Raw genomic sequence first — 25,456 nt, forward strand, 5'->3', positions numbered from 1 at the left:
ATTGCCGTTTTGGTGATCGGCTTCGCCTCTCCCGCTGCCTTTTCCCCCTCGCCCCGCTTGCGGGGAGAGGGTCGGGGTGAGGGGGCTCTCCGCGAGGGCGGTGATAGTTGAGGTCATAGGCGGCCCCTCCCCCGCGGAGACGCCCCCTCACCCGGAATCCGCGCTATTCGCGCGCATTCCGGCCTCTCCCCGCAGGCGGGGAGAGGCGAAAAGACCGTCCAAAACCTTGACTGCCCGCCCCTTCCCCCCTATACGTCCGCCCGCTCCCTGCAAGGACGAAAGAATTAGCCCCCGTGGCGCCCAGAATGGCGGCCGCACTCGTTAGGGGTTCGAAACTTAAGGATTTCTACCATGTCTCGCCGCTGCGAACTGACGGCCAAGGGCCCCCTCGTCGGCCACAAGGTCAGCCACTCCAACATCAAGACCAAGCGCCGCTTCCTGCCGAACCTGGTCAACGTGACCTTCATCAGCGAAGCCCTGGAGCGCAACGTGCGCCTGCGCGTCTCGACCAACGCGGTCAAGAGCGTCGACCACAATGGCGGTCTCGACGCCTTCCTGCTCAAGGCCAAGGCCGACTTGCTGTCGCCGCGCGCCCTCGAGCTGAAGCGCGCCATCCAGAAAAAGGTCGGCCCGACGGCTGCACCGGCCAAGAAGGCCAGCTAGTTTTTCCAGAATTGGGCGGGGGCTAAGTTGCGTCGCGTGGCGTAGGCTTGGCCAGTAGAGTTTGCGTTGCGGCCGGATCGGAAGATCCGGCCGTTTTTGTTTTGTGGGGGGCAACAACCTAAGGTGTCGATCGTTGCCCGCGAATCGCGCAAAGTACTAAGATTGCTTGTAGTCGAAAGGACGTCAGATGGTGGCGCTCCGTGACTCTGTATTTATTAGTCACGCTACTCCCGAAGATAACGCTTTCACTCTTTGGCTCGGAGGACGTCTGACCGCGCTGGGTTATCACGTATTTGCCGACATACTTCGGCTCAAAGGCGGTGACGATTGGGAGCGCATTCTTGAGGACGCTATCCGACAACGCGCAAAGCGCTTTCTGCTCGTTGGGACGCCGGGCGGCATACAAAAGCAAGGAGTTAGGAACGAAATCAATCTCGCGGTCGAAACCGCTAAAAAGATAGGAGATGGCGGCTTCATTGTACCGCTCCGGCTTGCTGCTTATCCGCCACCGCTACAGATTGCGCATACACAGTACATAAACTTCGAAAAGGGTTGGGCTCAAGGTCTCGCTGAACTGTTGCCGCTGCTCGAAGAAGCAAACGTTCCTAAGCACGTTGCTCCAGAGGAGACGAAGGCTTGGCAGAGCCTCCAGCTCAAAGATGCAAGATCCGTAGGTAACGGCCCTGAGCAACTCGTCTCCAATTGGTTAGACGTGACATCCCTGCCGACATCAATTGCATTCTTCGATTTCAAGAGCGGCATTTCTATAGGAGCAGCACAAAAGGCCCGAGCAGATTGCCCAATTCCAATCGCGGTTCATAATCGTGGCTTTCTCAGCTTTGCACCGCTGCACCAGTTGCAAGAGTACTTTGGCCCCAACCTTCCCATCGAAGTTATAGATAGCTGGGTTTGTCAATGTTCCGCCACCCCGCAAGGGCGCCAAAGCCATCGAACCTCAGCACATTCCGTTTCCCGGGTTCTCAGCAGCATTCAATTCGAACTGGCCTCTAAAGCCGAAAACAGTAATCGACACCATCGACTCTGCCACACTTCACGAAGCGCTCAGAATTTCGAACCGGAACGAAGCAATTAAGGCCGCAGTGGATCTGTACGTGAATGCCTTGGTGGCACGATGCGACCGAATTGAAGATGCGCCCAGCTTTTGGTTCGTAATTATTCCCGAAGAAGTCTACGACCTCGGTCGCCCACTTTCTCGCATCCCAACAAACGAAAAGATTCAAGGCAAAACCCGCATGTCGAAAGCGGAGGCATTAAAGCTCGACAAACAGCCGACCTTATTTGGATTGGAGGAGGCCGAAGCCGATGTTTACAGGTACGCGACTCACTTTCGGCGGCAACTGAAAGCTCGACTCCTGTCTCCCAAGATCGTGACCCAAATTGTTCGAGAGACAACTCTTACACCCGACGATTTCTTAAGGAGCGACGGTCAACGGAAGAGACGCATTGAGGACGACGCGACCGTCGCATGGAAATTGACGACGGGATCTTATTACAAGGCCGGCGGTAGACCTTGGCAATTAGCCGGCGTCCGAGAGGGCGTATGCTACGTAGGCTTGGCTTACAAGAGGCGAGAAGCGACAGCAGATGACGGCTTCGCCTGCTGCGCAGCTCAGATGTTCCTCTCGAGCGGCGAGGGCGTTGTCTTCAGAGGCGCGTTGGGCCCGTGGTACAACTCGGACACAAAGCAATTCCACATTGACGAGCCCGCCGCAAAGCGCTTGATCGAAATGGTGGTTCAGGAATATCGCGATCAGCACGACAATAAACCGCCAAAAGAATTATTCCTGCACGCCAAATCCAACTTCTCCGATGAAGAATGGACCGGCTTCGTTAGTGGCGCGCCTCCCGAAACCAATGTCGTCGGCGTACAAATCTCAGACGCACAAGATGCACTAAAGCTATTTAGGCCAGGTAAGTATCCAGTCCTGCGGGGAACGGCGTTACTCCTTTCTGAAAGCGACGCCTACCTTCTAACTTCGCCGGGACGCATATCATGCGAAGAGTATGTGAATGGAATTGAGAGCGCGCTACCGCAGACGATGAGAGCCGTTGAAATTTTCTCGAAGCGGGGCGTACGAAACAAGGATGTAGCAGATCGACTAAACCAAATGTTTCGTCGAAGGGATATTAGAGTGAGGATTTACAAGACCGACGACATCCATGATCGCGTTTGGATCAAGGACTCTCTCGAAGCGTTTTCGATCGGAACGTCTTTCAACGGTCTTGGAAACAAATTCGCCTTCATTCTGCCCTTACCATCAAGCGACGTCAGGTCCTTTTTATCAGAACTACAAATTCGTAGATCGGAACTGTCATTTTCGAAATCGGTGTGAGCTGGCAGGAACCCGACCCCAAAAACCTCGTCATCTGCTGTGACGGCACCGGCAACGAGATCTCGGAGAACATCTCCAACGTCCTGAAGCTCTATCGCTGCCTGCGCAAGACGGACAAGACGCATCCGCGGCAGATGGTGCTCTGCGATCTCGGGGGTCCCCCCGGTGACTGCATCCGTAAACACCCCCCGCGCCCGTTAACCGTTCATTAACCAACGCACCCTAGCCTGCTGTAATCGTCCAGCCATCATTAGCTCGAAATGCCTTCCCGGTTCGCTCCAGGAGAAGCGCCGATGTGCGTTGCGTTGTTGACGTATGCCGATCTCAGTGCCCGCCTCAATATCTCGCGCGAGGCCGCGCGGTCGCTGGCGAGACGACGCCGGCTGCCGCGCTCGCGTTCGGATGACGGCAAGGCCCTGGTGAGCGTTGATCTCGCCGAGCTCCGGTACACGCCCCGCCCGCGAAAGGGCCGCCGGGCAGACCCCATCGCCGCCTCCATCGCAAGGATCGAGGCAATCAAGATCGAGTCCTTCAAGGCGGAGATCGCGCGGCTCGAAGACGTCGCAACCGCCTACAGGGCCGTGTTCGAACGCGAGCGGGAGCGCGCCGATCGCCTCGCCGTCGAGCTGCAGCAGGCGACCGCCGAGACCCTAGCAGCCAATGCGTGGGCGTCGCGACTGGAAGACGAAGTGACGGCGCTGCGGAGCGATCGCCGGGGCGGCTCGATCGCGGGACACGCCGCGCGTCGATTGGGACATCTGGCCGCCGCCATCGTCAAAGCAGATCGCGCGGCTGGAGCGCGATGAGATTGGGATGAACCGTCATCGCGCTCCAGGTTTTTGTTCGAGCATGATCTCCGCGCAAACGCGTTGCGCGTTTGTCGCGAGGGAAAGCCGCTTCGCACTTTGCGCTCACGCGGCCCTTCGGGTCCGGATCATGCTTTTGCAGTTAGCACTCGAAGACTTCACCATCCCCGGCTTGCCGGACCAATCGCGAGGGAAAAATGGCTGGCAATATCGATATTCATGAAATGAAGGCCCGCATCGTCGTGTTCGGTGTCGGCGGCGCAGGCGGCAATGCCGTCAACAACATGATCACCGCCGGGCTGCAAGGGGTCGAGTTCGTGGTCGCCAACACCGACGCGCAGGCGCTGGCCATGTCGAAGGCGAAGCACCTCATCCAGCTCGGCACACATGTCACCGCGGGCCTCGGCGCCGGCTCGCAGCCGGAACTGGGCCGCGCCGCAGCCGAGGAGGCCATCGATGCGATCCGCAATCAGTTGACCGGCGCGCACATGGTGTTCGTGACTTCAGGCATGGGCGGCGGCACCGGCACCGGAGCTGCACCCGTCGTCGCCAGGACCGCGCGCGAGCTCGGCATTCTCACGATCGGCGTGGTCACCAAGCCGTTCTACTTCGAGGGCCAGCGCCGCATGCGCTTTGCCGAGGCCGGCATCGAGGAGCTGCTGAAGACGGTCGACACCCTCCTGATCATCCCGAACCAGAACCTGTTCCGGGTGGCCAGCGACAAGACCACATTCGCCGATGCCTTCGCCCTTGCCGACCAGGTGCTTTATTCGGGCGTGGCCTGCATCAGCGACCTCATCGTCAAGGAAGGCCTGATCAATCTCGATTTTGCCGACGTCCTCTCCGTCATGAAGGAGAAGGGCAAGGCCATGATGGGACGAGGCGAGGCCTCCGGCGAGAAGCGCGTGCTCGCCGCCGCCGTCGCCGCGATCTCCAATCCGTTGATCGAGAACCCCTCGATCAAGCGCGCCAGCGGCCTCATCATCTCCATCACCGGCGGCAAGGATCTCATGCTGTACGAGGTCGACGAAGCGGCCAGCCGCATTCGCGACGAGGCCGACCCGGACGCCAACATCATCGTCGGCGCGTCCTTTGACGAAAGCCTCGAAGGCATCGTCCGCGTCTCGGTGGTGGCGACCGGTATCGACAATCTCGACCCGGCGCAGGCGCTGCCGGTGGAAACCGCCCTCACGCAGCTCGCCGGCAGGCTGCGCAACGACAGCCGCCGCATCGCCGATCGCATCGAGCGCAGCGCACCCATTCCGCAAGCGGGCAGCCCGCCGCTCCGCCCGCAGCCGCACCACCCCGTGGGGCCACCGGCACGGCCGGGCCTGGACCATGCGCGGCAGGCGGCCGACCGGCCGCTCGATCCTTACGGCCGCGCCTCTCTGCGCAATGCGCCCGACGAGGCCGTTCTCGATATCCCGGCCTTCCTGCGCCGCGCCGCCAACTGAGGGGTCGAGAGAGCCGCGGTTGCTTGCATGTCGGCTACGGAGTCCAACAACAGGTCGTCATCCCCGGGGCGCGACGAAGTCGCGAGCCCGGGATCCATAACCACCATCGTGAGTATGGATTCCGGGCTCGCGCCAAGAGGCGCGCCCCGGAATGACGGAGTAAAACAACAACTCTCCCGCTTTGGCGGGCGCCTCACCATGAATGTTTGATATCTCGCCGCGGAAACGAGTCCTCATCCTGAGGAGCCCGCCTCGATCGGCCGTCTCGAAGGATGCGCCGCAACGAAACCAGCCGCCGATGCTTCACGCTGCCGTGCTGCGCGGGCTCTCCGCGGTTTCCTTCTTGTCCGACTCCTTGTCGCGCGACAGCCAGGCCGGAAAACGAAGCAGGCGTTCGTTGGTGTCTTTCGGCAGCTCGATGGGCGGCGCTTCAACGGCCGAACTCGGCAAGTCCAGCGCTGCCTGTCCGGATCGCACCGCATCCGCACGCTGATCCAGTTCGCGCAAGAGGGGATCGAGCACGCTGTCGATCTCGGTCGCCACCGACACGAGGAAACTATTGAGCTCGCGCGCCTCGGGCACGACGGCCGCAGCCTGCTCGATCGCGCTGGAGAGACCGTCGACGACGGGCGCAAACGCGCCGGCGGCCTGCTTGACTCGCGTCTTGATCAATTCGATCTCGCTCAGGACGCGCTCACGCTCCCGCCTTTTCTTCTCTTCAGAAAGGCGGGCTTCGATTTCAGCGATCTGGGCCGTCAGGGTCGTGGCTTCGGATGCGAGCGCATCGCGTCGTCCGCGCGCGCGATCGAGATCGCGGCTGAGATTGTCCACTAAGTCGTCCTTTCCGAACATGGCTTTGCTCCGTAGGACAGGGGCTTTGCCCTGCAGGACGGCCCTGGCGCGAACCGCCAGCCTCGCCACCGACCGGATGGCCGGATCGGCCGAAACAGGCATCAACCTCGGTCGCGTCACATGGGCCGACATGGTGATCCCCCCATCGCCACATTAGGCAACCGCATGGTTAACAAGTGGTTAATATCAACAGATGATGGGGCAATGGGGCCGTCCGTGTCCCCTACCCCCGAAAATCAATGCTCCGCAGCACGATCCCCGGCGGTGTTCCCTCGAACTCCGTCGCCTGATACTTCCGCCCCGCGCAGGCTTCGATGCGCTCGCGCAGGCGGGTGAACTGGGCTTCGCGCTCATTGGGTCTGGCGCGCGGGCCGCGCTCGAGGTCGTCCATGGCGGAGGTCGAGATCGCGCAGGCGAATTCCTTCGCGCCGTCCTGCATCGAGAACTGGACGATGCCGCGGTCCTGGTCGTGGCCGATGAAACGGCCGCTGGTGAGCGTCATGGGGTTACTCCTGTACTGCGCGCGTCCCGGCCTGGTGCGCCATTGCGCGGGGCCGGGACCTGTGACCCGGTCGGCTTGATTCAAGCACGCCGTGGCACGAGCATCTGCAACAACTCAATTCCGTGGCTATGGGTCCTGGATCTGCGCTTCGCTTGTCCGGGACGACACCCGTGGGGCGGCCGCCTTCAGCCGTCGCCGTTGAGCCTTGCGAAATCGTCGAACAGGGCGGCCACCAGCGCGCGGTGGCGGGTGTCCTCGGCGGGCAGGCCGGCGGCATAGAGGTTGAGCAGATAGCGGGCCTTCACCGCGGCTTCCGGCCACGACATCGCCGGCACCGTCAGCATGCGGCTTTCGAGATCGGCCTCGCGCTCGCGCAGCTCGCGGACATTGTTCTCGACCTCGGACAGCGCGCGGCGCAGATCGGTGGCCTTTTGCGCGGCCATGCCGCGGTGCTTGTCGAGCTCGACCGGAACATCAGTCATGGGCGGTCGCATCGATGCGTTGAGCGTCCGCGAGGTCGACCGAGCCGATCGCATGCACTTCCGTGATGTCGCCGCGCGCGCCCTCCTTGGGCACCGTGATCATGGTGGCGACGCGGCGCCAGGCGGCGAACGACAGGCCCTCGATCATCTCCTCGTCGGTGACGACCTCATAGCGGCCCGCCGGCAGTTCGCGCGCGATGCCGCGGATGTGAAACGGATGCTTGAACGTCACGGATTCGTGCCGCGAGCGGATGGTCATGCGCGCCTGCCTTTCAAAAAGAGGGGCCCCACCGGACGCTGGCGAGCGCGAGCATGCGCGCGTTGCGCGGCAATAGCCAGCGTTATTGTCGGCGGCGCGCGCGGCGTTTTAGCCCTCGCTATCGGCGCGGTGCAGGCGTAGAGTCATCGCATCACCGCACATCTCGCAACGGCTTCGACCGGTGACTGAGGGTCACGTGCGCTCCCGCCGCAAGTTCGAGCAGGAGCAAGCATGTCGCAGTTTCGCCTTTCCGAATGGATCGTGCCGCCGGTGGTGGTTCCGCTGTTCCTTCTGCTGCTGGTGTGCGCGGCGGCCATCTTCAATGGCTAGGGCCATTCGCGTGCCCTATCTCGTCAGCGCCACCAACGAATATGGCTGCGCCAATCTCGGCCGCGGCAGCGCCAGCCTTGCGCTGCGGCTGGCGCGAAAATTCCTGCGCGACGGCGCCATCGACGTGAAGGTCTGCACGCCGCGCGGACGCGTGCTGCAATCGGACGAACTGGACGAACTCGCACCCCCAGATAAATCTCAGAAGGAGACCGACATGGCCAAGGGACAGCAACGCGGCAATCGCGAGACCAAGAAGCCGAAGAAGGACAAGGCCAAGGTGATCGCGGCAGCGCCGAGCCGCAAGGATGTGGCCTGGCAGCCGGATTTCGGACCGGGGAAGAAGAAGTAGCGGCTTCCTTCGCCCGCCCCGCCTGCGGGGCGAGGGAGCGTAGCGCCGTCGCGGCTGAGTTCGCCGGCTCCTCGCCGTCGCGCTTTTTTGCTATACTCGTCCCGGTAGCATTACCGGGAGGGGATGACCCGTGGAGCACGACCGCACGACCGCGCCGAAAAACCTCGTCATCTGCTGTGACGGCACCGGCAACGAGATCTCGGAGAACATCTCCAACGTCCTGAAGCTCTATCGCTGCCTGCGCAAGACCGACAGGACGCAGCCGCGGCAGATGGTGTTTTACGATCCGGGCGTCGGCACGGTGACGGAGCCGACGACGTGGCACCGGCTCAAGGCCAATATCAACCTGGTGCTGGGGCTCGCCACCGGCTACGGGCTCGACGACAACGTGCTGTCGGCCTATTGCTTCCTGGTCGAGCATTACGCGCCGGGCGACCGCATCTACCTGTTCGGCTTTTCGCGCGGGGCCTACACGGTTCGCGTGCTGGCGGGGCTGATCCACAAGGTCGGGCTGATCAGGCCGGAGCAGGCGAACCTCGCAGGCTCGGGCCTCGTCGCCTACAAGCAATATTCCGGCACCGGGCGCGGCAACGACCTCGAGGATCTCTCGGGCGTCGCCTTCGACGACCAGGGGCCGCTGCCGAAGGACGAGTTCGATCTCGCCGCCCAGTTCGCGCGCATCACCTCGACGCGCTGGCCGACCATCCATTTCATCGGCGTGTGGGACACCGTGGCGAGCGTGATCGTGCCGCGCGCCGACCGGCTGTTCTGGCCGAGCCTGGAGGAGCTCGCCTTCACGTTGCGCAACCCCAGCGTCAAGATCTTCCGGCAGGCGATCGCGATCGACGAGCGGCGCTGCATGTTCCGCCTCAAGAAGTACTGCGAGCCGCAGGAGTTCTGGAGCAACCGCTATGTCCCCGACGAGAAGAAGGTGCCGCAGGACATTCTGCAGGTGTGGTTCGCCGGCGTGCACAGTGACGTCGGCGGCGGCTATCCGGAGGCGCAAAGCGGGGACTCGAAATATCCGCTGATCTGGATGATCGCGGAGGCGGAGAAGGCGGGGCTGAACTTCAACCCCGCGACCATCAAGCAGCTCGCCTGGGGCATCCAGCGCAAGAACTCACCGTTTCAATACGTCGAGCCGGCCTACACTGGGAAGACGGGCGTGCTGCACGATTCGATGACGCCGGGCTGGCGGGTTCTGGAATATCTGCCGAAGAGCGCGAAGTACCGGGAGTGGCCGGAGCGGAAAGTGTTTCTCGGCTTCTACATCCCCGATTGCGAGCCGCGCCCCATCCCCGAAGGCGCGCATGTGCATGAGAGCGTGTTGAAGCGGATGGCCGTGGAGCCGGACTATCGGCCGGTGAATTTGCCGAAGGAGTACGTGACGGTGCCGATGCCGGTGGGGCCGCAGCATGCGGAGATGGAGACGGCGGAGATGTGAGGAGGGCGGCGCTCTCATTAACGGGTGTGGAGGCAGGTGCGCCAACATCACCGCGGTCGTCCCTGCGAAAGCAGGGACCCATAACCACAGGAAGTGGTTTGGCGAAGACTCGTTGTTCGGGACTGCTTTCGGGCGCAACCGAGACATCACGCGGTATGGGTCCCTGCTTTCGCAGGGACGACGACGGAGTTTGAGGCGGCCCCACCCCGCTACCGCCGCTTTCTTCCTTCGCCGCTACTTTTCATTAAAATTCTCCCGCCCGCCTTAGCCGGATCGCATCAACTCATCCGCATCATCCTGCACAGGATCCGCCGCTAGACCTGCGGAATTGGAGGAGAGTGCCAATGTATCCGCGTAAATATGCCCGCGTGAAGCCTGCGGGGCTGGTGTCGCGCCAGGCCAAGATCATCACCGACCCGCGCGCACCTGTGATCAACTGCACGCTGATCGACTATTCGCCCGGCGGGGCCTGCGTCGATCTCGGCGGCCAAGTGAACATCCCCGACAGATTCGAGCTGCTGCACGTCAACACCAAGAAGCGCTGCCGCATCGCCTGGAAGCGCGGCACGCGGGTGGGCGTGGTGTTCTGAGGGACATCTTGCTTGCCCTCCCCTTGCGGGGGAGGGTCAAGAAGAAGCTACTTCCGCATCCTCGCTTTCGCACCGCCGACGATCTGCATGGCGACGCCGGCGATCCAGCCGAGCAGAGCGAGCCAGGTCCAGGCCATGTGCGGGTCGAGACGGAGCACGATGACGGCGACGGAGGCGAGCGCGGTGAGCGTGGCGCAGAGCGTGCCGGCGGCGCTGAGGAATTCGGCGGCGTCGATCGCGCTATGCGCCTCGTCGAACGGCAATTGCGGCGTGTCGATGCCGAGATAGAAGCCGACGAAGCCCAGCAGCATCATCACCATCAGAAACCCCTGCGTGGTGAGCGCTGATATCGCCGATCCCACATAGGCGCCGACGAACAGCCCGCACGCCGCGCCGGCCATCGCAAGCCCCACGCGCTCGAACACATGGGCGGTTTGGCGAACACGAAAACGCATGGCGGGCCTCCGCGAGGAGTGGGGTCGCGCAAGGTTAGGCCAGTTTTGCGGGGGGTGGAAGCTGGGGGAATTTACGGAGGGGGGTGGGCGAAAGGCCGCGCGACATTCTCCGCTGTCGTCCCTGCGCACGCAGGAACCCATAACCACAGGAAGTGGTGAGGCGAAGACTCTTAGTTAAGTTGTCAACCGGCACCGCGCGCCATCGATGGATCACGCGGTATGGGTCCCTGCATGCGCAGGGACGACAGCAGAGTTTGTGGTGCGGATATCGCGCCACACGTGCAGCACGCACACGCGGCCCCTACCGCGCCCCGAACGTGGTTTTGCCGAACAGCGCCTTCTGCGTCGAGGGCTGCGAGCGCCAGTATTGCGGCGGGGCTTCGACCTCGCCGCCGACATCGGCTGCGGCGTGCCAGGCCCAGCGCGGGTCGTAGAGCATGCCGCGGGCGAGCGCGACCATGTCGGCCTTGCCGGATGCGACGATCTCTTCGGCCTGCCTGCCGTCGGTGATCAGGCCGACGGCGATCGTCGGCAGTCCGGTCTCGCGCTTGATCGCCTCCGCGAACTGCACCTGATAGCCGGGGCCGAGCGGGATCTTCTGCAGCGGCGAGACGCCGCCGGAGGAGGCATCGATCCAGTCGACGCCGCGCGCCTTCAGCGCGTTGGCGAACTCGATCGTCTGCGCCAGATCCCAGCCGCTCTCGACCCAGTCGGTCGACGACACCCGCATGCCGACCGGCTTGTCGTGCGGGAAGACGGCGCGCACCGCATCAAAGATCTCGAGCGGAAAGCGCATGCGGTTCTGCAAAGACCCGCCATATTCGTCGGTGCGCCTGTTGGAGATCGGCGACAGGAACTGATGCAAGAGATAGCCGTGCGCGCCGTGCAGCTCGATGGCGTCGATGCCGATGCGCTCGGCGCGGCGAGCTGCATCGACGAAGGCCTCGCGGATGCGCTTGAGGCCCGCTGCGTCCAGCGCGAGCGGCGCGGCTTCGCCTTCCTTGTGCGGCAGCGCCGATGGCGCCACCGTCTGCCAGCCGCCCTGCTCCACCGGGATCAGCTGGCCGCCGTCCCAGGGCCGCGCGCTCGACGCTTTCCGGCCCGCATGGGCGAGCTGCATCGCGATCGCGGTGGAGGAATGCTTGCGCACCGAGGCGAGCACCTGCTTCAGCGCGGCCTCGGCGGCATCGCTGTAGAGCCCGAGGCAGCCCGGCGTGATGCGGCCGATCGCCTCGACATGGGTCGCCTCGATGCAGAACATCGCCGCGCCCGACAGGCTGAGATTGTTGATGTGGGTGAAGTGCCAATCATTGGCAACGCCGTCGTCGGCCGAATATTGGCACATCGGCGACACCACGATGCGGTTCTTCAACGTCAGGCCGCGCAGCTTGATCGGGGAAAACAGGACGCTCATGCGGGGGAGTTCCGGGGGATGAGAGGGGCAGTGGAAAGAGTGTAGTATGCGGACAGACGATTGCTAGGCGCGCTGGGGAATGGCGGCTCGCCTCGGCGTGCATTCCCGCAATGTGGTCGCGAGATGACGCGGCAAATTCCCCTGTCATCCCGGACAAGCGTCAGCGCAGATCCGGGATCCATAGCCACAGGACAAAGTCGTCGAGCGAACTGCCACTCCGGGTCATCGTCAAATCACGCCCTGTGGGTATGGGTCCCGGGCTCGCGACTTCGTCGCGCCCCGGGACGACAGCAGTGGCCTACTCCGCCAGCGTGAATTGCAGCAGCAAGGTCCGCTGCAGCATCGAGAAATTGTCGTCGGAGATCAGCGTCAGCACGGTCTCGCCGTCGGCCGTGACGTGGGCGTCGATGCCTTCCATGTTGTCGACCTCGTGGCCGAGATCGGCGGCGAACAGCGCGGGGCCGTCGACCAGCGCGCCAGGGGCGATCGACTTCAGCGGGATCGAGCGGATGCGGATGTTGACGCCGGTGAACCAGGAGAATTTGCGCTCGAGGATCAGAAGCTCGCCGGAGGGCAGCAGCACGGCGTCGCTGATGTCGTATTTTTCGGTGCGGCGCACGCTGAACTGGCCGGGCGAGGGACCGCCGATCAGGAAGGCTGTGAGGTTGCCGTCGGCATCCAGCCCGCGCTCGGAGAAGGCGATCAGAGTGCCCGCCAGCGGCATGTTCTGGTCTTTGCCCTTGTCCTTTTCTTTGGGCACGACGACCAGCGCCTCCAGCCCCTTGTTGGAGGGCAGCTTGCGGATCCCCGCCGGCACCGGCACCACCTCGCCGCGCGCGCGCGTGCCGCCCTTGGAGAAGTCGTAGCGCAGGATCTGGTTGACGCGTTCGAGCCCGACATAGACGAAATTGCCGTCGCGCGCGATCGATTCCGAATCCCACCACAGGCGCTTTTCCGTGATCGGCCGCCCCTCGGCGCCGAGCAGCGGCGCGGCCTCGACGTCGTCGAGCCCGGTCATCTTGCCATTGGCGTAGCGGATGCGACCGGTGAACCAGCCGCCCTGGTCGGAGACCGCGAGGAAGCCTTCGCCCTTGGCGTCGAGCCGGATGCCGGACAATCCGCCAAAGCCGCGATAGCGCGAGGTCAGCACCAGGCCGCTGCGATAGTCCAGCGAGCCGAAGCGCGTGCGCGTGCGGTCGCGCGGCTCGAAATTGGGAATGGCGCGCGCGTTGACCTCGACGCTGACAGGCTCGACGACGGCGTTCTCGACCTGAAGCGCGCGCGGCGGCGGCTCGGCCGCGGCTTGCGCCAGCGCGAAGCGAGAGACTGCGAGTGTGGAAAATCCCGCCGCTGCAAAGCCGATAAAGCTGCGGCGGGATCGATGCGTGCTCACGAATGCAATTTGCGTCGCGGGCGACCGGCCGGCTGGGTGGGTGCGGTGTTGGTCTCGCTGAAGAGCTCAGCGAGCTTCTCGGTGATGGCGCCGCCGAGCTCCTCGGCATCCACGATCGTCACCGCGCGGCGGTAGTAGCGCGTCACGTCGTGGCCGATGCCGATCGCGATCAGCTCGACCGGCGAGCGGGTCTCGATCTCCTCGATGATGTGGCGCAGATGCCGCTCGAGATAATTGCCGGGATTGACCGACAGCGTGGAATCGTCGACCGGCGCACCGTCCGAGATCATCATCAGGATCTTGCGCTGCTCGGGCCGGCCCAGGAGGCGCTTGTGCGCCCAGTCCAGCGCCTCGCCGTCGATGTTCTCCTTGAGGAGACCCTCGCGCATCATCAGGCCGAGATTTTTTCGCGCACGACGCCACGGAGCATCCGCCGACTTGTAGATGATGTGGCGGAGATCGTTGAGGCGGCCGGGATTGGCCGGCTTGCCGGCGGCAAGCCACGCTTCGCGGGACTGGCCACCTTTCCAGGCGCGCGTGGTAAATCCCAAAATCTCGACCTTGACGCCGCAACGCTCCAGCGTGCGCGCGAGGATGTCGGCGCAGGTCGCCGCGACCGTAATGGGCCGTCCGCGCATGGAGCCCGAATTGTCGAGCAGCAGCGTCACCACGGTGTCGCGGAACGTCGCCTCCTTCTCGTGCATGAAGGACAGCGGATGATAGGGATCGGTGACGACGCGCGACAGGCGCGCGGGGTCCAGAATGCCCTCTTCGAGATCGAACTCCCAGGCGCGGTTCTGCTGCGCCATCAGGCGGCGCTGCAGGCGGTTCGCGAGGCGGGCGACGATGCCCTGAAGATGCGCGAGCTGCTTGTCGAGATAGGCGCGCAGGCGCTCCAGCTCGTCATGGTCGCAGAGGTCTTCGGCGGCGATGATCTCGTCGAATTTCGGCGCGAAGGCGTGATATTCCGGCCCGCGCGGCTCGTTCTTGCCGTGCGAATTCGGACGCGTCGCCTCGCCCGGCGTCTCGTCGTCACCGAGCTCGCCGTCGTCGAACGTGTCCGAGGTCGAGGCCTGCGCGCTTTCCATCGCGCTCTCGCTCATCTCTTCCGAGCTCGCCTGCGCCTGGTCGGCGCTCATCTCCTGCGCGGCGTCGGAATCGGGCGAGCCTTCGGCGCCGGACTGGTCGTTGTCGCCGTCCTGGTTCTCGTCGTTCTCGTCATTGTCTTCGCTGTCGGCGTTGCGCTCGTCGCCGATATCGAGCGCGGTCAGGAGATCGTGCACGGCGTCGCCGAACCGGGTCTGGTCCTCGACCAGGGTGTCGAGCCGGTCGAGCCGCTTGCCGATCTTGTCTTCGAGAATGGGACGCCAGAGATCGACCATCTTCTTCGCGGCCGTCGGCGGCGCCATGCCGGTCAGGCGCTCGCGCACCAGCATCGCCAGCGCGTCGGCCAGCGGCGCGTCGGCACGGTCGGTGATCTCGTCGAACTTGCCGCGGTGGAAATGGTCGTCGAGCATCGCGGTGAGGTTTTTCGCAACGCCCGCCATGCGCCGCGCGCCGATCGCCTCCACCCTCGCCTGCTCCACCGCCTCGAACACGCCGCGCGCCTGCGGATTGCCGGGCATCAGCTTGCGATGCAGTTTGGCATCGTGACAGGCGATCTTGAGCGCGATGGAATCGGCGTGACCGCGCACGATGGCGGCATCACGCTTGGTCATTTTGCGCGCGGGCTCGGGCAGCCGCGCCTTGCCGGGTGCGAGGCCCGGCCGCTCGGCCGCGAAACTGACGTCCAGCTCCGGCGTCTTGGCGATCGCCTTGAGGCAGGAGGCCACCGAGCGCTTGAACGGCTCGGTCGGCGCTTCCTTGGTGCTGCGGAATTTGGAGTTGGAGGTGGTCATCTGACCCTATCTGTCGTCCCGGCGAACGCCGGGACCCATAACCACCGGCCGCTCTCGTGTCAGGAAACTATCAGCGTCGTTTCAATCGAAACATCACGCGGTATGGGTCCCGGCGTTCGCCGGGACCCACACCGTGAGAGATCAGCTCAGCGCCACATTCACCGCCGATTCCGGCAGCTCTGCGTTGAAGCAGCGCTGGTAGAACTCGGCGACCAGGGGACGTTCGAGCTCGTCGCACTTGTTGAGGAAGGTGACGCGGAACGCGAAGCCGATATCGCCGAAGATGTCGGCGTTCTCCGCCCAGGTGATCACCGTGCGCGGGCTCATCACCGTCGACAGATCGCCATTGGCGAAGGCGTTACGGGTGAGATCGGCGAGGCGCACCATCTTGTTGACGATGTCGCGGCCTTCCTGCGTGCGATAATGCTTGGCCTTGGCCAGCACGATCTCCACTTCCTCGTCATGGCTGAGATAGTTCAGCGTGGTGACGATCGACCAGCGGTCCATCTGGCCCTGGTTGATCTGCTGGGTGCCGTGATAGAGGCCCGAGGTGTCGCCGAGGCCAACCGTATTCGCCGTGGCGAAAAGCCGGAACGCCGGATGCGGCTTGATCACCTTGTTCTGGTCGAGCAGCGTCAGGCGGCCCGAGACTTCCAGCACGCGCTGGATCACGAACATCACGTCGGGGCGGCCGGCGTCGTATTCGTCGAACACCAGCGCGACGTTGTTCTGCAGCGCCCAGGGCAAAATGCCATCGCGGAATTCGGTGACCTGCTTGCCGTCACGGACAACGATCGAGTCCTTGCCGACGAGGTCGATACGGCTGATGTGGCTGTCGAGGTTGACGCGGACGCAGGGCCAGTTCAGCCGTGCCGCGACCTGCTCGATATGGGTGGATTTGCCGGTGCCGTGATAGCCGGTCACCATCACGCGGCGGTTGCGGGCGAAGCCGGCGAGAATGGCGAGCGTGGTGGCGCGGTCGAAGCGATAGTCGGAATCGACTTCGGGCACGTGAGGATCGACTTCGGAATAGGCAGGGACTTCGAGATCGCTGTCGATCCCGAACACCTGCCGCACCGACACCTTCATGTCGGGCAGACCGGAAACTTCCTCAACTTTGGACAGGGCGGCGGTCGTCATCAATCCTCCGAGGTCCCGGGCGGTCCCGAAACCGGTTATTTGCACGTTGGCTGCGGCTGGGTGCTGAAAATCAACCTATCAGAGACCAGTGGCCGGCAGAAGCCCGTGCCACAATCAAAGTTCCATTGTCTTTTCATTTAGATAGGCAAGGAACGCAGTTTTTGGAGGGCTGCCTTGCGAATCACGCTCGAATTTCGCGCCGGGGCGGGCGGTCCTGTCGACGCGAATGGCACTTTCGCCGCACGCCCTTACTTATGTAGGGTCGAACGGCCGTCATTCCGGGGCGCGCACAGCGCGAACCCGGAATCTCGAGATTCCGGGTTCGATGCTTCGCATCGCCCCGGAATGACAGCGCCCTGGAGACGACGTGACATCCTTCCTCGATCCCCTCATCTCGTTCGTCTCGGCCCATCCGTGGCTGGCCTATCTGACCCTGTTCCTGGCCGCCCTGCTCGAAGCGGTCCCGGTGGTGGGGTCGGTGATCCCCGGCTCGACCATCATTCTGGCGCTGAGCGCCCTGGTTCCTGGCGGTGAGCTGAAACTGCAATGGGTGCTGCTCGCGGCGGCGGTCGGCGCCGTGCTCGGTGACGGCTCGGCCTACTGGATCGGGCACCGGCAGCAGCGCGAGATCCTCAACACCTGGCCGCTGACCAATTATCCCCGCGTGGTCGCCGAGAGCGAAAGCTTCTTCCACCGCTTCGGCACCTGGGCCGTGTTCTTCGCCCGTTTCGTGCCGCCGATCCGGGCCTTCGTGCCGGTCACGGCGGGCGCGCTGGGCATGGCGCCGGCAAAATTCTACGCGGTGAACATCCCGGCGATCCTGGTCTGGGCCCCCGCGCACGTGCTGCCGGGCGTGCTGGCGGTGTCGGCCCTGCACGAATATGCCGGGCTGCATCACCACGGGCATGTCGGCAAGCACATCTGGATGCTGACCGTGGTGGCGGTGGCGATCGTGGGCGGTCTTGGCGTGTGGGTCTATCGGAGGCGGAACGGCGGCGGTGTCGTGGAAGCGAAGCCGCGGGTGTAGGAAGTCGCCACACCAAAAGTGTCGTCCCTGCGCACGCAGGGACCCATACCGCGTGATCTATCTATAAGACGGCGGTGCTTGTACCCCGGGAGGACTCTTCCACAACCAGTCTTCGCCAAACTGCTTCCTGGGGTTATGGGTCCCTGCGTTCGCAGGGACGACAGCGGAATATGATGCGCTCGCAGTGCCGCTAACCCGCAGCCCCCACTCTCCGCCCCGGCGCAGGTCCCACATACCTTGCCCTCGGCCTGATCAGCTTGCCGAACTGCAATTGCTCGCTGGCGTGTGCGATCCAGCCGACGCTGCGGGCCATCGCGAACAGAGCGAGCTCGCCGCCGGCGGGCAGGCGCAGCGCGTGCACGAGCACCGCGAGCGCATAGTCGATATTGACGAATTCGCCGGTCGCCTCCGCGATCCGCTCCGGTACCTCGCGCGTGAATTTTCGCGGCGCGCCGGCGCGGGAGAGCGCATTCAGCAGCGATTGCGCGCGGGGATCGCCGCGCTTGTAGACGCCATGGCCGAAGCCGGCAAACCGCTCGCCGAGCGCGACGCGCTCGCGCACCATCGGCGCGACGTCGCGATCGATCAGCGTCTTGACGAGCTGCGAGGCCAGCACGCTCGCGCCGCCGTGCTTCGGCCCCTTCAACGAGGCGAGACCGGCGATCACGGCATCATAGAGGTTGAGGCCGGTCGAGGCCGCGCAGCGCGCCGTGAAGGTCGAAGCATTCAGCTCATGATCGGCGAGCAGAACGAGGGCGCGGCGGATCAGATCGGGCGCGTGCTTGTTGTCCGCCGCCCAGGCTTTTGCGATCTGCTGATGCAGCGGCTCGGCTGAGGGTTCGGCATTGAGCATGGTCGCGACCAGCAGCCGGACGATCCGTCCGCCGACCATGGCACGGCCGTCGGGCGCACGGGTGAACGCACGAGGATCGACGCTCGCGGCCAGCGCGAGCACGGCGATGGCGCGGTCGATCGGCGCGGCCCGGCGTGCAGCTTCTGCGATCGTGCGCATCTCTTCGGAGAGCGCGGGCTGATTGTCCGGAGCGAACGGATCGACCTCGGAGACATCCCACAGCAGCGTCGCGGTGTGCTCCAGCGTGTCGTTCTCGGCGAGATCGACGCAATTGACGCCCCGATAGATCGCGCCCTCTTCGGTGATGGTCGAGATTTCCGTGTCCATGACAGGCAGGTCGGCGTCGAAGCTGCGCAGGCCGCGCGGCTCCGGGGACGGCACCCGGCGCTCCTTCAGTGCGCGAACGTCCTCGGCGCGGTAGCGGTTTTTGCGCGAGTCCGGCGTCGGCTCGGAGCGGATCAGGCCGCGGCTGACATAGGCGTAGAGCGTGGCCGGCGAGATCGCGAGTTCGGCCGCGGCTTCCCGGGCGGAGAGATAGAGCCCCTCGGAATTTTTCATATTGATTTATGTAATCAAGATTGATCAATCTGTCGAGAGGCCCGAATTTCCCTTGGTGCAACGCAAAGGGAGATTTGGGCCATGAACATCCACCTCACCAAAAGCCAGATCGGGCTGGACGGCGTTCCCGCGGCCGAGACCGTGCTGAGCCATGTCGACGGCGAGCGCGGCGAACTGATCATCGCCGGCGAGCATGTCGGTCGACTGGCGAGCCAGTCGAGCTTCGAGGGCGTCACCGCCCGGCTCTGGAACGGCGCCAGCAAGACCACCCTCACCGAAGCCAATGTGCGGGCGAGCCTCGGCCTTGCGCGCGAGCGCGCCTTCGCGCGGCTGCCGGACCTGCTGCCGGCAACGCGCGGCATGGGCGTCATCGACGGGTTTCGCGCGGCGGTCGCAGGACTTCGCGCCGAGCACGGGCTCGAGCACGAAGCGACGATCGTCGGCGCGTTTCCGGTGATCGCAGGCGCGCTGGTCCGGCGCGCAAAAGGACTCGACCCGGTCGCACCCGATCCCAATGTCAGCCATGCCGCCGATACGCTGCGCATGCTGCACGGGCGCGCGCCTGAAACCGGCGAAGTCACCGCGCTCGATGCCTACCTCGTCACCGCCAGCGACCACGGCATGAACGCCTCGACCTTCACCGCGCGCGTGGTGGCCTCGACGCAAGCCGATCTGTTTGCCGCGGTGACTGCGGGCTATTGCGCGCTCACGGGCCCGCTGCATGGCGGCGCGCCGGAGCCGGTGCTGGAGATGCTGGACGCGATCGGCTCGCGCGAACGCATCCAGCCCTGGGTGGATGCGGCGCTGGCCCGCGGCGAGCGGATGATGGGCTTCGGTCACCGCGTCTACCGCGTGCGCGATCCGCGCGCCGACGTGCTCAAGACCGCAGTCGAGGCGCTGGCGTCCAACGGCACCGATTTGCCCTTCGCCGGCGAGGTCGAGGCCTATATCCGCAGCGCGCTGCGCAAGAAAAATCCGGAGCGGCCGCTGGAGACCAATGTCGAGTTCTTCACCGCGATCCTGCTCGATGCGCTGGCGATCCCGAGGCAGGCGTTCACGCCGATCTTCGCGGTCGCGCGCGCCGCAGGCTGGACCGCGCATGCGCTCGAGCAGCGGCGGACCGGGCGGCTGATCAGGCCGAGTTCGTCGTATGTGGGGGCGATGCCGGAGGCGTAGGCGACCAGCGCGCGGAAAGAGGCGCAACAGCGGAGTCAATCACTCCGCTGTCGTCCCTGCGAAAGCAATGCGAAAGCAGGGACCCATACCGCGTGATTTATCGGTGAGAGACAGGTGTGAGGACCACGGGAAGACCATTTCACTATGAGTCTTCGCCAAACGTCTCCCTGGGGTTATGGGTCCCGGATCTGCGCTCCGCTTGTCCGGGACGACACCGAGGGTTTGGCGCCGAGGTGCCTCGCACCTACACAGCGCCCGCGAGGCCCTACGCCTCCCGCACCACGGTCTTCAGATAATTATACGCCTTGATGATCTCGATCAGGCGATCTTCCGTCGAGCGGTCGCCGCCGTTGGCGTCGGGGTGGTGCTGCTTCACCAGGGCCTTGTACTTGGTCTTGACGTCGGCGAGCGTGGAATCGGGGCCGAGCCCCATGACCTGGAGCGCCTTGCGCTCGGCGTTCATCACCTTGCGCGTCTCGGCCTTGGGCGCGGCTTCGGGGCCCTTCCGCCAGCCCGCGCGGCCGTTGATCTCGCTGAACATGCTGAACGGATCGGCCGCCATGTCGATCTCGGCTTCCGCACCCTTCTTGCCGCCATTGGCGCCCATCTTCCAGGTCGGACGGTGGCCGGTCAGCGCATCCTTCTGGTAGCGCGCGACGGCATCGGCATTCATGCCGGAGAAGAAATTGTAGTTCTGGTTGTACTCGCGCACATGGTTCAGGCAGAAGTGCCAGTACTCGCGCTGGTTCTCGCGGCCCTTCGGCGCGCGATGCGCGCCCTTGTTCTGGCACCCGGCCCATTCGCAACCGACCGCGGTGTCGCGCGGCTTCACTTCCGGCTGCTTGCCCCGCGGCTTCACGCGGATGGAGTCGAAGAACTTTGATGAATCGATCGGCATGGCTGACTTTGACTACGCAATGCAAAAACCTTCAAGTCTTGACATTGCAATTAGCTGCGAACCCCGGCAATTGACGGGTGTGATCTCTGCACCCGGATGGCACAACATGGCTATGCGCGACACTATCAGCAACAAGTTGCAGGAAGCTTTCACGCCGGAAAGCCTCGATGTCGTCGACGAGTCACATCTGCATGAAGGCCACGCCGGCCATCGGCCAGGCGGTGAGACGCACTTCCGTGTGTATATCGTGTCTGATGCCTTCAAAGGGAAGAGCCGGGTCGAGCGCCACCGCATGATAAATTCGGCGCTGGCCGCGGAACTCTCCGGCAGCGTGCACGCGCTGGCGATCCAGGCGAAGGCGCCGGGGGAAAACTAGCTTCGTCATTCCGGGGCGGCTCGAAGAGCCGAACCCGGAATCTCGAGATTCTCGGGTGCGCAAGGGCGCACCCTAGTTCGATGCTCCGCATCGCCCCGGAATGACTGGGGGCTTAGAACGACGTCCCCGCCCGTCTCGGCTTCGCCTCTTCCAGCTCCGCCTCGCGCGGCACCGGTGAAATACGGAGCGCGGTGATGCGGTTGCGCTCGCGGCGCAGCACGCGGAAGCGGAAGCCGTGGAACGTAAAACTCTGGCCGCGGTCGGGGATCGAGCGCGCCTCGTGGATGACGAGGCCGGCGACGGTGGTTGCCTCTTCATCGGGCAGGTGCCAGTCCATGGCGCGGTTGAGATCGCGGATCGGCACCGAGCCGTCGACCACGACCGAGCCGTCCGGCTGGGCGCGCACGCCGGCGACCACGACGTCGTGCTCGTCGGAGATGTCGCCGACGATCTCCTCCAAAATGTCTTCCAGCGTCACCAGACCTTCGACTTCGCCATACTCGTCGACGACGAGCGCGAAATGGGTCTTGCGGCGGCGGAAGGCCTTGAGCTGCTCGGCGAGCGGCCGCATCTCCGGCACGAACCAGGGCGGCAGCGCGATGGTGGAGACGTCGATGCGCGAGGTGTCGCCGTCCGCAGCACGGATCGCGCGCAGGAGGTCCTTGGCATGGAGCACGCCGATGATGTTCTCCGGCTTCTCGCGCCAGAGCGGGATGCGGGTGTATTCGGTCGCCAGCACCTCGCGCACCAGCTCCTCCGGCGGCAAATCGGCGTTGATCATCATCATTTCGGTGCGATGGATCATGACGTCGGAGACCTGGAGCTCGCGCAGGTCCAAGAGGCCGCCGAGCATGTCGCGGTCCTGCTTCTCGAACTTGCCCTCGTGGTGCAACAGGTCGACCGCGCCGCGCAGGCGCTCGGTCGGCGACAGGATCGCCTGGTGCTCGCCGGCGAGGCCGAACAGGCGCATGAGCAGGCGCACGATGACCTCGACGATGCGCAGCAGCGGCCCCAGCACGTACATCGTCAGCCGCATCGGGCGCGCGACCGCAAGCGCGACGCGGTCGGGCGCATTGATCGCGATGGTCTTGGGCAGCACCTCCGCGAAGATCACGACCAGCGCGGTCATCACGCCGGTCGCATAGAGCACGCCGACATCGCCGAACCAGGCCGTGAAGATGGCGGTGGCGATCGCCGAGGAGCCGATATTGGCGATGTTGTTGCCGAGCAGCAGCGCCCCGATCAGGCGCTCGCGCATGTCGAGCAGATCGGAGACGACATCGGCGTCGTGATTACCCTGCTTGGAGAGGCGGAGCATGCTGGCGCGCGAGGCGCCGGTCAGCGCGGTCTCGCTCGCGGCGAAGAACGCCGAGACCAGGAGGCAGAGGACGACGATGGTGAATCCGAGCCAGTCCATGCATCACTCGACAGCAAGTATCACGCCCTGAGGGCGAGCTTGTCCTTCAGGAAGTCCCGCACCGGGGCCGGCTCGACATCCTTCGCGATCACCGCGCGCCCGACGGCCTCCAGCAGGATGAAGGTGAGCTTGCCGCGCGTGACCTTCTTGTCCTGCGCCATCAAGGCCATCAGCGCGTCGGCATCGGCAAGCCCTTCCTGCGCAAAGCCCGCGATGTCCTGCAGGCGCGTCGGCAGGCCGGCTTCGATCAGATGCCGCTCGACGCGCGACGCATCGGCTTCGCCGATCATGCCGAGCTTTGCCGAGAACTGCGCCGCCAGCGTCATGCCGATGGCAACGCCTTCGCCGTGGAACAGGCGGTCGGAGAAGCCGGTCGCAGCTTCCAGCGCGTGACCGAAGGTATGGCCGAGATTGAGCAGCGCGCGCTCGCCGGTCTCGCGCTCGTCGCGGGAGACGATTCCGGCCTTGGCGCGGCAGGAGGTCGCGATCGCATGCTCGCGCGCCGAGCCGCCCTTGAAGATGTCGGAATGGTTCTTCTCCAGCCAGGTGAAGAAGGCTTCGTCGCCGAGCACGCCGTATTTGGCGACCTCGGCATAGCCGGCGCGGAACTGCCGCGGCGACAGCGTGTCGAGCACGGCGGTGTCGGCGACCACCAGCACCGGCTGGTGGAACGCGCCGAGCAAATTCTTGCCCTGCGGCGAGTTGATGCCGGTCTTGCCGCCGACGGATGAATCGACCTGCGCCAGCAGCGAGGTCGGCACCTGCACGAAATCGACGCCGCGGCGCAGGATCGCCGCGGCAAAGCCGGCGAGATCGCCGACCACGCCGCCGCCGAGCGCGATGACGAGATCGTTGCGCTCGATCTTGGCGGCGATCAGGGCCTCGCTGACCTTTTCGAGGCCGGCATAGGTCTTGGAGATCTCGCCTTCCTCGACGACGACGCGCGAGGTCGGGATGCCGCTGGCGGCAAGCGAAGCCTCGGTGGGCTCGAGCCAGTGTTTTGCAACGGTTCGATCCGTCACGATCGCCGTGCGCACGCCGGGACGCAAGGCCGCGACCCGTTCGCCGAGCGAGGCCAGCACCCCGCGGCCGATGACGATGTCATAGGCACGGTTCCCGAGCGCGACCTCGACGTTGACGGGATCGGAATGTTTCAACGGCGCAGTCATCGTATGGCACTCGCAACGTCGGCAGGTGGTTGGGTGGCTTGCTCACCACAGAGATGCGCGCGTAGCGCCTCGATGGTCTCCTCGACGATTCTGTCGTGCGGCACGTCGCGCGAGGCGATGGTGAGATCGGCATGGCCGTAGACCGGCTCGCGCTCGGTGAGCAGGCGCGTCACGGTTCCCTCGGGGTCGGCGGTCTGGAGCAGCGGGCGGTCGGCACGGCGCCGCACGCGGCGCATGATGACGTCGTGGTCCGCCTTGAGCCAGATCGACACCGCCTTCGCCGCGATGCGCGCGCGCGTCTCCTCGCGCATGAATGCGCCGCCGCCGGTCGCCAGCACCACCGGCCCGCTGTCGAGCAGCCGCGCGATCACCCTGGCCTCGCCGTCGCGGAAATATTGCTCGCCGTGGCGCTCGAAGATCTCCGGGATGGTCATCTGGGCCGAGGTCTCGATCTCGGTGTCGGCGTCGACGAAGGGAAGCTTCAGCCGGGTCGCCATGCGGCGGCCGATGGTGGATTTGCCCACCCCCATCATGCCGACGAGCACGATCGAGCGCGCCCCGAGCGCCGACAGGATGTCGGCTTCGGGCGAAGCTGGTATCGGCAACGCGGCGTCGGACATGGATATTGCTCTGGATCTCGCTCTGGATCTCGCTCGATCTGCCGCCAAAGGCGGCATGCTTTGGCCACCTATACGACCCCGCAGGGGGCCTCGCCAGTGGACTCTTGCCACGAAACGGCGAACATGTTGGATGATTTCATTGGTTAATTTGCCCGCCAGTCCCCCTGCAGAGACCCCAGAACGATGCCCAGCCTGTTCCGCTTCCTGACGGTCGTCGCCGTGATCGCCGGCATCGTCTATGGCGTGGTCTTCGCACTGGCCAATTTCGTCAGTCCCAAGTCGCGGGAAATGACGGTGACGATCCCGCCGGACAAGTTTCTCAAGAAATAGACGCTGGTTGCACGCGTCAGGCGCCCTGCGAACTTCGCGTCAAAGCGAGGCGCAGCAGGCGCAAGAATAGCTGCGTATCTTCGAGAAGATTCTGGCCCGCGGCCTGCGCCTCCTTGATCCCTTCCATCGCCGCCACGATGATGCCGGCGAGGTCTGTCGGCGAGGCCTTCAAAGCGTCCAGGGTGATCGCATTCCGCGCTTGCGCATCGGCCAGTGCGCGAGCAAGCAAAGCCACCAACCGGGCGCGTGCGGCCAGCGTGATGTCCTTGGCCAGCGTCATATTGGCGTCGAACAGCTCTGCCGCGTCCGCGCTGCCGGCGAACGGCACGATCAAATCGCGCTGGAACGCTGCAATCGCCAGCTCGATCCGGCCGAACACGTCGCCGTCGCCGGCGAGCGCGGCTTCGACGCTGCGCATCGTCTTGGCATGCGCCCGCTCCGACCCGGCCCGAAACAATTCCTCCTTGCTGCCAAAGCTCAAATAGAGCGCCGCGCGCGAGATGCCCGCCGCCCGCGCGATGTCGGCCATCGACGTCTTGCGGAAGCCGTGGCGGACGAACACCGGCAATGCCGCCTCGAGAATTGCTCCGGCCTTGTGATCGCTGTCTTTCATCGAGACATATTGACAGTTCGAGTCCAATTCGTCA

The 25,456-nt window shown here is 64.5% G+C and carries 27 protein-coding genes and 1 pseudogene; 13 read left to right on the forward strand and 15 right to left on the reverse strand.

The window, feature by feature from the left end; translation table 11 throughout:
• Positions 1-351 precede the first annotated feature (351 nt).
• From rpmB to ftsZ, 6 genes and pseudogenes are all read left to right on the forward strand, one after another.
• Positions 352-663 carry a 50S ribosomal protein L28 gene (gene rpmB, locus GDN70_RS00990; protein WP_028141842.1) on the forward strand — a complete coding sequence of 104 codons (312 nt, stop codon included), beginning with the start codon at positions 352-354 and terminating at the stop codon, positions 661-663.
• A 187-nt stretch (positions 664-850) separates the two neighbouring features.
• On the forward strand, positions 851-1,756 hold the full coding sequence (locus tag GDN70_RS35355; protein ID WP_152102050.1) for a toll/interleukin-1 receptor domain-containing protein: 906 nt from the start codon (positions 851-853) through the stop codon (positions 1,754-1,756).
• 19 nt (positions 1,757-1,775) lie between these two features.
• Entirely contained in the window at positions 1,776-3,017 is a 1,242-nt protein-coding gene (locus tag GDN70_RS01000; protein ID WP_197742268.1) for a hypothetical protein, read from the forward strand.
• Positions 2,999-3,172, forward strand: a pseudogene (locus GDN70_RS01005) (phospholipase effector Tle1 domain-containing protein); the annotation flags it as partial. The gene GDN70_RS01000 and the pseudogene GDN70_RS01005, both read left to right, overlap by 19 nt.
• Positions 3,173-3,310: 138 nt before the next feature.
• Entirely contained in the window at positions 3,311-3,823 is a 513-nt protein-coding gene (locus GDN70_RS01010) for a hypothetical protein (RefSeq protein ID WP_173015734.1), read from the forward strand.
• 197 nt (positions 3,824-4,020) lie between these two features.
• A complete protein-coding gene (gene ftsZ, locus GDN70_RS01015) occupies positions 4,021-5,277 on the forward strand; it encodes a cell division protein FtsZ (protein ID WP_152102052.1) in 1,257 nt (418 codons plus the stop codon).
• 303 nt (positions 5,278-5,580) lie between these two features.
• On the opposite strand, the gene GDN70_RS01020 is transcribed toward ftsZ, so the two are convergent.
• The 4 genes from GDN70_RS01020 to GDN70_RS01035 form a co-directional block, all read right to left on the reverse strand.
• Positions 5,581-6,261, reverse strand: coding sequence for a hypothetical protein (locus GDN70_RS01020; protein WP_152102053.1), 681 nt, complete (start codon positions 6,259-6,261; stop codon positions 5,581-5,583).
• A 91-nt stretch (positions 6,262-6,352) separates the two neighbouring features.
• The gene (locus GDN70_RS01025; protein ID WP_028141851.1) at positions 6,353-6,631 is read right to left on the reverse strand and encodes a DUF1488 family protein; all 279 of its coding nucleotides are present in this window, start codon (positions 6,629-6,631) and stop codon (positions 6,353-6,355) included.
• A 185-nt stretch (positions 6,632-6,816) separates the two neighbouring features.
• A complete protein-coding gene (locus GDN70_RS01030; RefSeq protein WP_038951164.1) occupies positions 6,817-7,113 on the reverse strand; it encodes a hypothetical protein in 297 nt (98 codons plus the stop codon).
• Complete coding sequence (locus GDN70_RS01035) at positions 7,106-7,372, reverse strand: hypothetical protein (protein WP_028141853.1); 267 nt, start codon at positions 7,370-7,372, stop codon at positions 7,106-7,108. Before GDN70_RS01035 ends, GDN70_RS01030 begins: the two co-directional genes overlap by 8 nt.
• 322 nt (positions 7,373-7,694) lie before the next feature.
• Here GDN70_RS01035 and GDN70_RS01040 point away from each other — a divergent pair, with 322 nt between their 5' ends.
• The 3 genes from GDN70_RS01040 to GDN70_RS01050 all read left to right on the forward strand — a co-directional run bounded on the left by GDN70_RS01040 (position 7,695) and on the right by GDN70_RS01050 (position 10,085).
• A complete protein-coding gene (locus tag GDN70_RS01040; protein ID WP_131233096.1) occupies positions 7,695-8,051 on the forward strand; it encodes a hypothetical protein in 357 nt (118 codons plus the stop codon).
• A gap of 130 nt (positions 8,052-8,181) precedes the next feature.
• Positions 8,182-9,495 carry a DUF2235 domain-containing protein gene (locus tag GDN70_RS01045; RefSeq protein ID WP_152102054.1) on the forward strand — a complete coding sequence of 438 codons (1,314 nt, stop codon included), beginning with the start codon at positions 8,182-8,184 and terminating at the stop codon, positions 9,493-9,495.
• Between the two features lie 344 nt (positions 9,496-9,839).
• Complete coding sequence (locus tag GDN70_RS01050) at positions 9,840-10,085, forward strand: PilZ domain-containing protein (protein ID WP_026201681.1); 246 nt, start codon at positions 9,840-9,842, stop codon at positions 10,083-10,085.
• A 47-nt stretch (positions 10,086-10,132) separates the two neighbouring features.
• On the opposite strand, the gene GDN70_RS01055 is transcribed toward GDN70_RS01050, so the two are convergent.
• The 5 genes from GDN70_RS01055 to cobS all read right to left on the reverse strand — a co-directional run bounded on the left by GDN70_RS01055 (position 10,133) and on the right by cobS (position 16,385).
• Complete coding sequence (locus GDN70_RS01055; protein WP_028141855.1) at positions 10,133-10,540, reverse strand: hypothetical protein; 408 nt, start codon at positions 10,538-10,540, stop codon at positions 10,133-10,135.
• 301 nt (positions 10,541-10,841) lie between these two features.
• Positions 10,842-11,954 carry an NADH:flavin oxidoreductase/NADH oxidase gene (locus GDN70_RS01060; protein WP_152102055.1) on the reverse strand — a complete coding sequence of 371 codons (1,113 nt, stop codon included), beginning with the start codon at positions 11,952-11,954 and terminating at the stop codon, positions 10,842-10,844.
• 298 nt (positions 11,955-12,252) lie between these two features.
• Positions 12,253-13,347, reverse strand: a complete 1,095-nt coding sequence (locus GDN70_RS01065; protein ID WP_152102056.1) for an esterase-like activity of phytase family protein — start codon at positions 13,345-13,347, stop codon at positions 12,253-12,255.
• Positions 13,344-15,245: a cobaltochelatase subunit CobT gene (gene cobT, locus GDN70_RS01070; RefSeq protein ID WP_028141858.1), complete on the reverse strand. Its 1,902-nt coding sequence runs from the start codon at positions 15,243-15,245 to the stop codon at positions 13,344-13,346. Before cobT ends, GDN70_RS01065 begins: the two co-directional genes overlap by 4 nt.
• A 141-nt stretch (positions 15,246-15,386) precedes the next feature.
• Positions 15,387-16,385, reverse strand: a complete 999-nt coding sequence (cobS, locus tag GDN70_RS01075) for a cobaltochelatase subunit CobS (protein WP_028141859.1) — start codon at positions 16,383-16,385, stop codon at positions 15,387-15,389.
• A gap of 367 nt (positions 16,386-16,752) precedes the next feature.
• Here cobS and GDN70_RS01080 point away from each other — a divergent pair, with 367 nt between their 5' ends.
• Positions 16,753-17,412 (forward strand): DedA family protein, encoded by a 660-nt coding sequence (locus GDN70_RS01080; RefSeq protein WP_095424760.1) that lies wholly within the window; start codon positions 16,753-16,755, stop codon positions 17,410-17,412.
• 190 nt (positions 17,413-17,602) lie between these two features.
• On the opposite strand, the gene GDN70_RS01085 is transcribed toward GDN70_RS01080, so the two are convergent.
• On the reverse strand, positions 17,603-18,823 hold the full coding sequence (locus tag GDN70_RS01085) for a citrate synthase family protein (protein WP_038972785.1): 1,221 nt from the start codon (positions 18,821-18,823) through the stop codon (positions 17,603-17,605).
• 81 nt (positions 18,824-18,904) lie between these two features.
• Between GDN70_RS01085 and GDN70_RS01090 the strand changes: the two genes are divergently transcribed.
• Complete coding sequence (locus GDN70_RS01090; protein WP_028141862.1) at positions 18,905-19,999, forward strand: citrate synthase/methylcitrate synthase; 1,095 nt, start codon at positions 18,905-18,907, stop codon at positions 19,997-19,999.
• A gap of 265 nt (positions 20,000-20,264) precedes the next feature.
• Here GDN70_RS01090 and GDN70_RS01095 read toward each other — a convergent pair whose 3' ends face one another.
• Positions 20,265-20,897, reverse strand: coding sequence for a J domain-containing protein (locus GDN70_RS01095; RefSeq protein ID WP_028141863.1), 633 nt, complete (start codon positions 20,895-20,897; stop codon positions 20,265-20,267).
• 106 nt (positions 20,898-21,003) lie between these two features.
• Here GDN70_RS01095 and GDN70_RS01100 point away from each other — a divergent pair, with 106 nt between their 5' ends.
• The gene (locus GDN70_RS01100; RefSeq protein WP_028141864.1) at positions 21,004-21,273 is read left to right on the forward strand and encodes a BolA family transcriptional regulator; all 270 of its coding nucleotides are present in this window, start codon (positions 21,004-21,006) and stop codon (positions 21,271-21,273) included.
• 112 nt (positions 21,274-21,385) lie between these two features.
• Here GDN70_RS01100 and GDN70_RS01105 read toward each other — a convergent pair whose 3' ends face one another.
• From GDN70_RS01105 to GDN70_RS01115, 3 genes are read right to left on the reverse strand one after another with little or no spacing between them, the layout of a single operon-like run.
• Positions 21,386-22,690, reverse strand: a complete 1,305-nt coding sequence (locus tag GDN70_RS01105; protein ID WP_028141865.1) for an HlyC/CorC family transporter — start codon at positions 22,688-22,690, stop codon at positions 21,386-21,388.
• Between the two features lie 20 nt (positions 22,691-22,710).
• Positions 22,711-23,859, reverse strand: a complete 1,149-nt coding sequence (aroB, locus tag GDN70_RS01110; protein ID WP_028141866.1) for a 3-dehydroquinate synthase — start codon at positions 23,857-23,859, stop codon at positions 22,711-22,713.
• Positions 23,856-24,479, reverse strand: a complete 624-nt coding sequence (locus GDN70_RS01115) for a shikimate kinase (RefSeq protein ID WP_028141867.1) — start codon at positions 24,477-24,479, stop codon at positions 23,856-23,858. The genes aroB and GDN70_RS01115 overlap by 4 nt, the downstream gene beginning before the upstream one ends.
• Positions 24,480-24,662: 183 nt before the next feature.
• On the opposite strand from GDN70_RS01115, the gene GDN70_RS01120 reads away from it, so the two are divergent.
• Positions 24,663-24,809 carry a hypothetical protein gene (locus GDN70_RS01120; protein ID WP_014439243.1) on the forward strand — a complete coding sequence of 49 codons (147 nt, stop codon included), beginning with the start codon at positions 24,663-24,665 and terminating at the stop codon, positions 24,807-24,809.
• 16 nt (positions 24,810-24,825) lie between these two features.
• Here the strand turns inward: GDN70_RS01120 and GDN70_RS01125 are convergent, their stop codons facing one another.
• The gene (locus GDN70_RS01125) at positions 24,826-25,422 is read right to left on the reverse strand and encodes a TetR/AcrR family transcriptional regulator (protein WP_244625849.1); all 597 of its coding nucleotides are present in this window, start codon (positions 25,420-25,422) and stop codon (positions 24,826-24,828) included.
• Positions 25,423-25,456 lie beyond the last annotated feature (34 nt).

This window comes from Bradyrhizobium sp. TM102, assembly GCF_009176685.1.
GTDB classification, from domain to species: domain Bacteria; phylum Pseudomonadota; class Alphaproteobacteria; order Rhizobiales; family Xanthobacteraceae; genus Bradyrhizobium; species Bradyrhizobium ottawaense.